The following is an 11802-nucleotide window of genomic DNA, read 5'->3' as shown; positions in this document are numbered from 1 at the left end:
CGACGGTGCGGCTCATCGCCGCGCCCCCCGGTCGTCGGCGCCGTCCGGCCCGTCCCCCAGCCGCTCGTCGGCTCCGTCCGCCCCGTCCCTCAGCCGATCGGCGAAGCGTGTCAGCTCCCCGTACTGCTCGGCCAGGGACGACGGGCCGTCCCCCACCGGGTCCTTGAAGTAGAAGCCGAGTGCGCCGAGCGGGCCGGTCAGGCCCTTCTCCCGGGCGCGGGCGGCCAGCCGGGCCAGGTCCAGGACGAGCGGCGCGGCGAGCGCCGAGTCGCAGCCCTGCCAGGTGGTCTGGAGGACCATGCGGGCACCGAGGAAGCCGTCGAAGGCGACGTGGTCCCAGGCCGTCTTCCAGTCCCCGAGCGCGGGCACGTCGTCGATGTGCACCTCGCCCTCGGGCGCCGCACCGAGGGTGTCGGCGAGGACGCGCTCCTTGCCGGCGTTCTTCGCCGCGGCGGCCGCGGGGTCGGCGAGGGCGGCGCCGTCGCCGCCGCCCAGCAGGTTGGTGCCGGACCAGGCCCGCACGGCGAGGGCCCGCTGCGCGAACATCGGGCCGAGCACGGACCGCAGCAGGGTCTGCCCGGTCTTGCCGTCGCGGCCCGCGTAGGGCACGCCCGAGGACTCGGCGAGCGGGGCCAGCGCCGGGTGGTGCAGGCCCGTGGAGGGAGTGAAGTTGACGTAGGCGCAGCCGGCGCGCAGGGCGGCCGCCGCGTAGAGGGAGCTGGGCGGCAGGGAGCCGTCGGTGGGCGCGGGCTCGGTGGAGGCGACGTTGATGACGACGGTGCCCGCGAGGCCCTGGCGGTCCGTGAAGTCGCGGATGTCGGCGGCGAACACGTCGATCCACTCGTCCTGGGTGCGGCCGGGACCGCCGTCGGTGTCGCCCGGCAGCGGCCCGCCGGGCCGTATCTCCCGGTCGGCGGCGGTGAGTTCGGCGTGCACGGCGGACGGCAGGCCGTGCGGCAGGACACCGCCGGCGGCGAGGTGCTCGGCGCGCTTGGGCAGCGGGCAGTCGACGGTGTCGTGACCCCCGAAGACGAGGGACGACAGCGGCGGCAGGCCGCATGAGGCGAAGTCGGGGGTCTCGGTGACCATGCCGGTCGGCGGGTGGAGCCCGGCGGCGACGGCGGCGCAGCCCGCGACGGCGGTCGTGGCGACGGATCCGCGCGCCCCGATGAACCAGACGCCGAGGCGGGGGGACGTCGAAGGGGCGGGGGTGGGAAGGAACGGTTCGGCGGACATGGGCAGCCTCCTTGTCGTACGCGAACCGGATGGGAGTGCCGGAGGGGACGAGCGGGGTGCCGGGCGCGGGGCCCGGGGTGACGGCGGGCGGAGATCCGGCGTCCTCCGCCCGCCGCCGTTCGGTGGCCCTACTCGGGCAGTTCCTTCAGCTGGATGTCGCGGAAGGAGACCTGGTCGTCGGCGCCGTGGTTCTGGAGGCCGATGTAGCCGTCGGTCAGGCTCCGCTCGGGGTCCTTGTTGGTGAAGTCGTTGATCTTGACTCCGTTGAGGAACACCTGGAGGCGTTCGCCCTGGACCTTGATCTCGTAGGAGTTCCACTGGCCGGGCGGCCGCAGGACCTGGTCACGGGCCTTGGTGTTCGCCGCCTTGAAGGTGTAGACGGAGCCCGTCGTGCGGTCGGGCGCGTCCGTGGCGTCGATCTGGATCTCGTAGCCCTTGTTCACCGCGGACCAGGGGTCGTCGGAGGCGGGGAAGCCCACGAAGACACCGGAGTTGTCGTCCCCCTGCATCTTCCAGTCGAGCTTGAGGGAGTACGAGTTCAGCTCCTTGGCCTGGTACCAGAGCAGGCCCATGCCGCCCTCGGACTCCAGGGTGCCGTCCTTGACGGTGAACTTTCCGGGGCCGGCCTGCTTCCAGCCGTCCAGGGTCTGGCCGTTGAAGATCTTCCGGTAGCCCTTGGCCGGCTTGCAGTCCGCCTTGACCTGGCCGGTGGCGTACTGGAGGCCGCCGAGCAGATGGGCGCGGAAGGTCTCGTCGGCGTAGGACTCCTTGGTGTGGCCGAGGCCGGTGTAGAAGGAGCGGCCGCCCTCGTAGGTCTGGCACCAGGCGATCGGGTGGTCGCCCTTCATGGTGCCGCCCTGGTAGGTGGTCTCGTCCAGGGTGGCGAGGACCTTGGCCTGGCCGCGCGGGTTGGTGCGGTAGTTGTACAGCTCGTCGGTGCGCTCCCAGGTGTCGCCGAGGTGGGCGGAGGCCGGGTGGTCGTGGTCCTCGACGCGGACGGTGGCCTTCTGGATGGCCGGGTGCGAGTCGAAGTAGGCGCCGACGAGGCCGCCGTAGAACTTCCAGTCGTACTCGGTGTCGGCCGCGGCGTGGACGCCCATGTAGCCGCCGCCGTTCGCGACGTAGTTCTCGAACGCCTTCTGCTGGTCGGCGTTCAGGACGTCACCGGTGGTGGACAGGAAGGCCACCGCGTCGTACTTGGCGAGGTTGGCCGTGGTGAACTGCCCGGCCTCCTCGGTCGCGTCGACCGTGATGCCGGCCGGGGCGCCGAGCTCCTTCAGGGCGGCGATGCCGGCCGGGATGGAGTCGTGCCGGAAGCCCGCGGTCTTGGAGAAGACCAGGACCTTCTTGCCGCTCTTGAACGGCTCCTTGGAGAACTCGAAGTCGTCCACGTCGTAGAGCGCGCCGTCGCCGCCCTTGAAGACGAGGTAGATGTCGGTGGTCTTCTTGGGCAGGGCCCGCAGCGGGACGTCGACGTTCTGGAAGGTCTCCCAGCCGCCGGTCGGCGGGATGTACGCCGAGCCGTGCAGGGGGCCGTCGGGCGAGCCGGTGCGCAGCTCGATGTAGCCGCCGGCGCCGCCGGAGGAGGCCCGGACGGTCATCTTCTTCTGCCCGTCGAACCGGTAGGGACTGAAGGAGATCCAGTCGCCGTCCTCGATGTTGCCGACGGTCTTGCCGCCGTTGGCCTCGGCCTTGTCGAAGGTGTTCACCCCGGACTGGGCGGTGAAGTGCTCGGCCTGGCGGTGCAGCGGCTGGACGACGGTGCGGGCGGTGCCGGTAAGGGCCTCCTGGCCGTTCGCCCCGCCGTCGGTGTAACTGGCGCCGACGACGCCGTAGATGTTGGCGTTGGGGTCGTGGCCGCCGTCACCGGCGGGCGGCTTCAGGGTGCCCTCGCAGCCCGTCTCGCTGGTCAGCTCGTGGGCGTGGGAGTCGTGGCCGAGGCTGTAGGTGACCTTGACCTTGGCGCAGTCGACGGGCGCCTCGGGGTCGGTGACCGTCACCTTGAAGGGGACGGGCTCACCGAAGGCGGCCAGGCTGCCGTTGCCCGGCACCTCGATCTTCACCGTGGGCTCGGTGTTGCCGACCACGATCCGGACGCTGGCGTGGCCGGTGTTGCCCTCGGGGTCCTTCGCGGTGAAGGTCGCGGAGTAGGTGCCGACCTTCTTGTACTGGTGGGTGGGGGTCAGCCCCTCGCCCTTGGTGCCGTCGCCGAAGTCCCAGCTGTAGGTGAGGTCCGGGGAGTCGGCGTCCTTGGCGGAGCCGGTGAAGGCGACCTTCAGACCGGCGGCGCCGGACGTCTTGTTCGCGCTCACCTCGGCGATCGGGGAGAAGCCGTCCGCGGCGTTCTCGATCCGGTAGAGCGCGGAGTCCTTGTCGCCCTGGAACCAGGACAGGCCGTAGTCGAGGACGTAGAGGGCGCCGTCGGGGCCGAACTCCATGTCCATGATCTGGGTGCCGGTCCACGGGAAGTCGTTGATCTTCGCGACCGAGCCGTCCTCGGTCTGCTCGATCCGCTTGATCCAGCGGCGGCCGAACTCGCCGGCGAAGAAGTCGCCGTCGTACTCCTCGGGGAACTTCACCTTGGAGTCGAGGTCGGGATCGTAGCGGTAGACCGGGCCGCCCATCGGGGACTCGGAGCCGCTGCCGAACTCGGGCACGGAGTCGTCGTCGTACGGGATCCAGGCGGCCTGCGCGGGCGGCAGATCGACCAGGCCCGTGTTGTGCGGCGAGGTGTTCTTGAGGGCGGCGCAGTCGAAGGTCTCGCCGGAGGTCTTGGTGGCGAAGTCGTAGTCGACGTACGGGTCGTTGTCGCCGGTGCAGAACGGCCAGCCGAAGTTGGCGGCCTTGGTGACCTTGGCGAACTCGACCTGTCCGGCCGGGCCCCGCTTCGGGTCGGCGGCGCCGGCGTCGGGGCCGTAGTCACCGACGTAGACCGTGCCGGTCTTCTTGTCGACGCTGATGCGGAACGGGTTGCGGAAGCCCATCGCGTAGATCTCGGGACGGGTCTTCTCGGTGCCGGGGGCAAAGAGGTTGCCTTCCGGGACGGTGTACGAGCCGTCCTCGGCGACCTTGATGCGCAGGATCTTGCCGCGCAGGTCGTTGGTGTTGCCGGCGCTGCGGCGGGCGTCGAACGCCGGGTTGCGGTCCGGGCGTTCGTCGATCGGGCTGTACCCGTCGGAGGCGAACGGGTTCGAGTCGTCGCCGGTGGACAGGTAGAGGTTGCCCTCGGCGTCGAAGGCGATGTCGCCGCCGACGTGGCAGCAGGTGCCGCGGGAGGCCGCGACGTCCAGGACCTTCTTCTCGCTGGCCATGTCCAGCGTGCCGTTGGCGTTCAGGACGAAGCGGGAGAGGCGGTTGACGCCGTCGAACTTCTTGAAGTCCTCGGCGGTGCCGGTCTCCGGGGCGTCGCCCGCGGGGGTGTCGAGCGGCGGGGCGTAGTACAGGTAGATCGCCCGGTTGTTCTTGAAGTCCGGGTCGATGCCGACGCCCTGGAGGCCCTCCTCGTCGTGGTTGTAGACGGGGATGCGGCCGGCGACCTTGGTGACGCCGCCCTGGTCGGTGAGGCGGAGCGTGCCGTCGCGGGCGGTGTGCAGGACGCTGCGGTCCGGGAGGACGGCGAGTGACATCGGCTCGCCCATCTCGGGCTCGCCCTTGGCGAGCGGTACCTGCTGGAACTGCCCCTCGGCGGCAGCCGGCGCGTCATCGAGCTCCGGGTGGGCGCCGGCGACGGTCGGGGTGGCCACCGCCAGGGCGAGGCCGGTGATCAGGGCGAGGGTGGTGCGAAGTCGGGGCCGCCTCGTGGTGTCGGTGCCTTTGAGTCTGCTTCTGTGCACGAAGTCCCTCCGGGAACGGAATGGGCCGTACGGAACGGGTGCGAAGACGTGCGGTGCGGGCGCCGGGGTGCGCCGTCACCCCGGAGGCGTGTGTGTCCTGAACACATCAGGGACGTTAGCCGTGTTTGTCCTGTGCGAATACCCCTTGAACCGCGGGTAGTTGAACTTTTACCCGGCGCAGGACAAAGCAGGGTCCGGGCAGGCCGGGCCGGGGACCGGCGGACGTTCCGGCCCCCGTGCCGGCCCCTCGCCGGACGCGTGGATCAGCTGGGCACGTGGACCAGCCGGACGCGTGGATCAGCTGTTGAAGGCGGCGTCGAAGGACGCGGTGGGCGGCTCGAAGTCGAACGCCTTGAGCCGGGTGAGGGCTTCGGGGGCGCCCTGGAGCCGGTCCATGCCGGCGTCCTCCCACTCGACGGAGACCGGGCCCCCGTAGTCGATGGAGCGCAGCATGCGGAAGACGTCCTCCCAGGGGACATCGCCGTGCCCGGCCGACACGAAGTCCCAGCCGCGCCGCGGGTCGCCCCACGGCAGGTGGGAGCCGAGGCGGCCGTTGCGGCCGTCCAGGCGCCTGCGCGCCTCCTTGCAGTCGACGTGGTAGATCCGGTCCCGGAAGTCCCACAGGAAGCCGACCGGGTCGAGGTCCTGCCACACGAAGTGCGAGGGGTCGAAGTTGAGGCCGAACGCGGGCCGGTGGTCCACGGCCTCCAGGGCGCGCTGGGTGGTCCAGTAGTCGTAGGCGATCTCGCTGGGGTGGACCTCGTGGGCAAACCGCACGCCCTCGGCGTCGAAGACGTCGAGGATCGGGTTCCAGCGGTCCGCGAAGTCCTGGTAGCCGCGTTCGATCATCGACTCGGGCGCCGGCGGGAACATGGCGACCAGATGCCAGATGGCGGACCCGGTGAAGCCGATGACGGTGTCGACGCCGAAGCGGGCGGCGGCGCGCGCGGTGTCCTTGATCTCGGCGGCGGCGCGCTGCCGGACGCCCTCCGCGTCGCCGTCGCCCCAGATGCGGGCGGGCAGGATGGCCTGGTGGCGTTCGTCGATGATGGCGTCGCAGACGGCCTGCCCGACGAGGTGGTTGGAGATCGCCCAGCACTTCAGGCCGTACTTGTCGAGCAGCTGGTGGCGGGAGTCGACGTAGGACGGGTCCGCGAGGGCCTTGTCGACCTCGAAGTGGTCTCCCCAGCAGGCGAGTTCGAGGCCGTCGTAGCCGAAGTCGCGGGCGAGCCGGCAGACCTCCTCCAGGGGCAGGTCGGCCCATTGCCCGGTGAACAGCGTGAAGTTGCGCGGCATGCGCTTCTGGCCTCCTCAGACGGCGATCGACGTGATGGCGACGGGCGTGTAGACGGAGTTCTTCTCGGCGCTCTCCTCCACGGCCGCGAGGACCCGCTGCACCTGGAGCCCGTCGGCGAAGGAGGGGTCGGGACGGCGGCCCTCGGCGACCGCGTGGACGAGGTCGCGCGCCTGGTGGACGAAGGTGTGCTCGTAGCCGAGGCCGTGGCCCGGCGGCCACCAGGCGGCCAGGTAGGGGTGCTCGGGCTCGGTGACGAGGATGCGGCGGAAACCGGCGTGCTCCCCCGGTTCGGTCCCGTCGTGGTACGAGAGCTCGTTGAGCCGCTCCAGGTCGAAGGCGAGCGAGCCGCGCTCACCGTTGAGTTCGATGCGCAGGGCGTTCTTGCGGCCGGTGGCGTACCGGGTGGCCTCGAAGGAGGCGAGGGCGCCGGAGGTGAAGCGGCCGGTGAACACGGCGGCGTCGTCCACGGTGACCTCGCCGGTGCCGGCCGCCGTCGTGGCGGACAGGCCCCGCGCCGCGCCGCCGGGCAGGGGGCGCTCGCGCACGAAGGTCTCGGTGAGCGCGGAGACGCCGGCGAGCCGTTCGCCGGTGAGGTACTGGGCGAGGTCGACGATGTGCGCGCCCAGGTCGCCGAGCGCCCCGGAGCCGGCCAGCTCCTTGCGCAGCCGCCAGGTCAGCGGGGCCTCGGGGTCCACCAGCCAGTCCTGGAGGTACGTCACCCGCACGTGCCGCAGCCGGCCGATGCGCCCCTCGACGACCATGCGCCGGGCCAGCGCGGTGGCGGGCACCCGGCGGTAGTTGAAGCCGACCATGGCCAGCTGTCCGCGTGCGCCCGCCTCCTCGGCGGCCCGGGTCATCGCCTCCGCCTCGGCGACGGTGTTGGCGAGCGGCTTCTCGCACAGGACGTGCTTGCCGGCGGCGAGCGCGGCCAGCGCGATCTCGGCGTGGCTGTCGCCGGGGGTGCAGATGTCGACGAGGTCGATGTCGTCCCGTGCCACCAGGGCCCGCCAGTCGGTCTCGGTGCTCGCCCAGCCGTGCCGGTCGGCCACCGTGCGGACGGCGTCGGCGTCCCGGCCGCAGACGGCGGCCATGACCGGGTTCAGCGGCAGGTCGAAGACCCGGCCGGCGGTGCGCCAGCCCTGGGAGTGGGCGGCGCCCATGAAGGCGTAGCCGACCATGCCGACGCGCAGCGGCGGTCTGGTCGCGGATGCCCCCGTGGCCGTGTGGCCGGTTCCGGTACCGGTCCCGGTCGCTGCCGGCTCCGCCCCGGCCCCCTCGGGCTGCTGCGGCTGTCCCATGCGGATGTCCTCCTCGTCGTGGTGGCGCGGTGGGGGTGGGCCCCGCCCCGGCCGGCTGGTCAGGCCGGTGCCGGGGCGGTGGGCCTCACTTGAAGCCGGTGGACATGTACTGGTCCACGTTCTCCTTGTCGACGACGGCCGAGTAGCAGGTGACCGTCGAGGGGATCTCGAACTCGGCGAGTCCGCCGATCCCCTTGCCCTGGCCGAGGGCGCGGGCCAGGTCGATCGCGGAGGCGGCCATGGTCGGCGGGTACAGCACGGTCGCCTTGAGGACGCCGCTGTCCGCCTTGATGGCCTGGAAGGCGGAGAGCGCCCCGGCGCCGCCGACCATCAGGAAGTCGTCGCGGCCCGCCTGCTCGATGGCGCGAAGCGCGCCCACGCCCTGGTCGTCGTCGTGGTTCCACAGGGCGTCGAACGTGGACTGGGCCTGGAGCAGTTGGGCCATCTTGGCCTGGCCGGACTCGACGGTGAACTCGGCGGCCTGGCGGGCCACCTTCTTGATGTTCGGGTAGTTCTTCAGGCCGTCGTCGAAGCCCTTGGTGCGCTGCTGGGTCAGTTCCAGGTTGTCGATGCCGGCCAGCTCGATGACCTTGGCGTCCGACTTGTCCTTGAGCTTCTCGCCGATGTAGTGGGCGGCGTTGAGCCCCATGCCGTAGTTGTCGCCGCCGACCCAGCAGCGGTAGGCCTGGGGGCTGTTGAAGATGCGGTCGAGGTTGATGACGGGGATGCCCGCCCGCATCGCCTTCAGGCCGATCTGGGTGAGGGCCTTGCCGTCGGCCGGCAGGATGACCAGGACGTCGACCTTCTTGTTGATGAGGGTCTCGATCTGCCCGATCTGCTGCGCGGTGTCGTTGGAGCCCTCGGTGATCTCCATGGTGATCTCGGAGTACTTCTCGGCGCGCTTCTTGGCCTGGTCGTTGACGGCGTTGAGCCAGCCGTGGTCGGCCTGGGGGCCGGCGTAGCCGATGGTGACGGGCTTGCCCGGCTTGTCGGCGGCGGCCGGTTGGTCGTTGGCGGCCGGCTTGTCGTCGTCGCTCTCGTTGCTCGTGCAGCCGGTGAGGAAGGCACCGGCGGAGACGGCGGCGGCTCCGAAGAGCAGTCCTCTGCGACTCGCGTGGAGTTGCTGCATGGTGGTGAACCCTTTCCTCAGGTCGTGCTCGCGGAACGGCGCTGGACCAGGACGGCGGCGACGATGATCGCTCCCTTGGCGATCTGCTGGACTGCGGTCTCGAGGTTGTTCAGGGCGAAGATGTTGGTGATCGTGGTGAAGATGAGGACGCCGAGCACGGAGCCGACGATGGTGCCGCGGCCTCCGGTCAGGAGCGTGCCGCCGATGATCGCGGCGGCGATGGCGTCGAGTTCGTAGAGGTTGCCGTTGGTGTTCTGGCCCGAGCCGGCCAGGGCGATCAGCAGGAAGGCGGCGATGCCGCAGCACAGCCCGGACAGCAGGTAGAGGTAGAGCCGCTGGCGGCGGACGTCGATGCCGGCGAGCCGGGCGGCCTCCGGGTTGCCGCCGACGGCGACGGTGCGGCGCCCGAAGGTGGTCCGGTTGAGCACCAGCCAGCCGATGACGGTGACGGCGGCGAAGACCAGCACCAGCGGCGGGACGCCCAGCACGTAGGAGTCGCGTTCGGCGAGGTCCAGCACGCCGGGCACCGTGACGACCTGGGTGCGGCCGTCGGTGATCTGAAGGGCGAGGCCGCGGGCCGAGGCCAGCATGGCGAGGGTGGCGATGAACGGGACCATCGCGCCGTACGCGACGAGCACGCCGTTGACCAGTCCGCAGCCCACTCCGACGGCGATCGCGGTGAACAGGATGCCGGCGAAGCCGAACTCCTGGGTGGCGACCGTGGTCGCCCACACCGAGGACAGGGCGACGATGGCGCCGACGGACAGGTCGATGCCGCCGGAGACGATCACGAAGGTCATGCCGACGGTGACGACGCCGATCACGGAGGCCTGGGTGAGCACCAGTTGCAGGTTGCGGGTGTCGAGGAACGCGTCGGGCTGGGTGATGCCGCCGATGAGGACCAGGACGGCGAGTACGCCGAGCAGGGAGAGCGTGCGCAGGTCGGCGCGGGCGGTCAGGCCCCGCCAGGCGGGCGGACCGTCCACGGGTGCGGTCTTGCCGGTGCCGCCCCGTGGCGGGGACACGTGCTGCGTCATGACGCCGGGCTTCCTTCCATCACGAGGTCGAGTACGCGGTGTTCGTCGAGTTCGCGGGCGGGGGCCTCGTGCACGACGCGGCCCTCGCGCAGCACCAGCACGCGGTCGGCGAGGCCGAGGACCTCGGGCACCTCGCTGGAGACCAGCAGGACGGCGAGGCCCTCGTCGGCGAGGCGGCGGATGACCGCGTAGAGCTCGGCGCGGGCGCCGACGTCGACGCCGCGGGTGGGTTCGTCCAGGAGCAGGACGCGGCAGCCGCGCAGCAGCCAGCGGGCGAGGACCGCCTTCTGCTGGTTGCCGCCGGACAGGGTGCGCACGGGCACGGCCGGGTTGTCGGGCCTGAGTGACAGTTCGCGGGTGGCCGCGCGGGCCGCGCCCGCCTCGGCGCCGCGGTCGATCCAGCCGGCGCGCGAGAAGCGGGACATGGCGGACACCGACACGTTGCGGGTGACGGACTCCAGCATCAGCAGGGCCTGCGCCTTGCGTTCCTCGGGGGCGAGTCCGAGTCCGGCGCGGACGGCGGCGCGCACGCTGCCGGGCCGCAGGGCGCGCCCGTCGACGAGGACCTGTCCGGCGCTCGGCCTGCGCGCCCCGTAGACGGTCTCCAGGATCTCGGAGCGGCCGGAGCCGACGAGGCCGGCCAGGCCGACGATCTCGCCGGGGCGGACGTCCAGGTCGAGCGGGGCGAACTCGCCCTCCCGGGCCAGCCCGCGCACGCTCAGCACGGGCTCCGCGGCCGGCGGTGAGAGCGGCCGGTCGGGGAAGACGTACTCGACGTTGCGTCCCGTCATCAGCGCCACCACGTCGCGGGTCGGGGTCGACTCGGCGGGCAGTCCGCCGGCGACGGCCCGGCCGTCCTTCAGGACGGTGACCCGGTCGCCGATGCGGCGGATCTCCTCCAGGCGGTGCGAGATGTAGACGACGGCGACGCCGTCGGCGGTGAGGTCGGCGACGATGCGGAAGAGGTTGTCGACCTCGTCCGGGTCGAGGGCGGCGGACGGTTCGTCCATCACGATGAGCCGTACGTCGTGGGAGAGCGCCCGCGCCATGGACACGATCTGCTGCTGCGCCGCCGACAGGTCGCCGACCAGCCGGCCCGGGTCGACCTCGGGGTGGCCGAGCCGCTTGAGCAACTGGGCGGTCGACGCCCTGGCCGCGCGTCCCCGCACGACGAAGCCGGCGGTGGTCGGCTCGTGGCCGATGTGGACGTTCTCGGCGACCGACAGGTGTTCCACCAGGTCGAGTTCCTGGTAGATGGTGGCGATGCCGAGGCGCATGGCGGCGATCGGCGAGCGCAGGGTGACGTCCTCGCCGCGCCAGCGGATGGTGCCGGTGTCGGGCTGGTGGACGCCGGCGAGCACCTTGATGAGGGTGGACTTGCCGGCCCCGTTCTGGCCGAGCAGGCAGTGCACCTCGCCGGCCTGGACGTCGAGGTCGACGCCGTCGAGGGCCCGGACTCCGGGGAACGACTTGGTGATGCCGGACATGCTGAGCAGCGGTGGTTCTGGTGCCATGTGAGGTCCCCTCGGCGGGCATGCGGGCCGGTGTCAGGGCAGAGCGGGGCAGGGCAGGGCGAAGCAGGTCGTGGTGATGCGGAACAGGGCGTGACGGGGTAGGGCGCCGTGCTGGGTGGAGCTGCGGAACCGAACGGTGCTACGCGGGTGAGAAGAGGTGGTCGCTGATCAGCCGGGCCGCGCCGATGACGCCGGCGGTGGGGCCCAGCTCCCCGAGGACGATGGGCAGGTTGCCGGTCGCGAGCGGCAGCGACTGGCGGTAGACCTGCGTGCGGATCGCGGCGAGCAGGTTGTGCCCGAGGCCGGTCACCCCGCCGCCGATCACGACCAGTCCCGGGTTGAAGAAGCTGACCAGGCCGGCGATGACCTGGCCGGTGCTGCGGCCGCCCTCCCGGATCAGGTCGAGGGCGGTGGCGTCGCCCGCGGCGGCCGCGGCGGCGACGTCGGCGGCGCTGAGG

At 71.7% G+C, this 11802-nt stretch carries 8 protein-coding genes; all 8 read right to left on the bottom strand.

Annotated elements, in window-relative coordinates; translation table 11 throughout:
* Positions 1 to 12: 12 nt before the first annotated feature.
* Positions 13 to 1236 (bottom strand): inositol-3-phosphate synthase, encoded by a 1224-nt coding sequence (locus GTW67_RS18750; protein WP_161165971.1) that lies wholly within the window; start codon positions 1234 to 1236, stop codon positions 13 to 15.
* 128 nt (positions 1237 to 1364) lie between these two features.
* Positions 1365 to 5069, bottom strand: coding sequence for a ThuA domain-containing protein (locus tag GTW67_RS18745; RefSeq protein ID WP_161165970.1), 3705 nt, complete (start codon positions 5067 to 5069; stop codon positions 1365 to 1367).
* Positions 5070 to 5366: 297 nt separating this feature from the next.
* On the bottom strand, positions 5367 to 6365 hold the full coding sequence (locus tag GTW67_RS18740; RefSeq protein ID WP_161165969.1) for a sugar phosphate isomerase/epimerase family protein: 999 nt from the start codon (positions 6363 to 6365) through the stop codon (positions 5367 to 5369).
* Between the two features lie 15 nt (positions 6366 to 6380).
* A complete protein-coding gene (locus tag GTW67_RS18735) occupies positions 6381 to 7664 on the bottom strand; it encodes a Gfo/Idh/MocA family protein (RefSeq protein WP_161165968.1) in 1284 nt (427 codons plus the stop codon).
* Between the two features lie 85 nt (positions 7665 to 7749).
* Entirely contained in the window at positions 7750 to 8793 is a 1044-nt protein-coding gene (locus tag GTW67_RS18730) for a substrate-binding domain-containing protein (RefSeq protein ID WP_161165967.1), read from the bottom strand.
* Positions 8794 to 8810: 17 nt separating this feature from the next.
* Positions 8811 to 9830, bottom strand: coding sequence for an ABC transporter permease (locus GTW67_RS18725; RefSeq protein WP_161165966.1), 1020 nt, complete (start codon positions 9828 to 9830; stop codon positions 8811 to 8813).
* Positions 9827 to 11344, bottom strand: coding sequence for a sugar ABC transporter ATP-binding protein (locus GTW67_RS18720; RefSeq protein WP_161165965.1), 1518 nt, complete (start codon positions 11342 to 11344; stop codon positions 9827 to 9829). Before GTW67_RS18720 ends, GTW67_RS18725 begins: the two co-directional genes overlap by 4 nt.
* 139 nt (positions 11345 to 11483) lie before the next feature.
* On the bottom strand, positions 11484 to 11802 hold a 319-nt coding region (locus GTW67_RS18715; protein WP_161165964.1), incomplete at its 5' end, for an ROK family protein.

It is taken from the genome of Streptomyces sp. SID5910 (genome assembly GCF_009862125.1).
Classification (GTDB): domain Bacteria; phylum Actinomycetota; class Actinomycetes; order Streptomycetales; family Streptomycetaceae; genus Streptomyces.
Note: the sequence above shows the minus strand (reverse complement) of the source record. Positions and strands in the feature narration are given on the sequence as shown.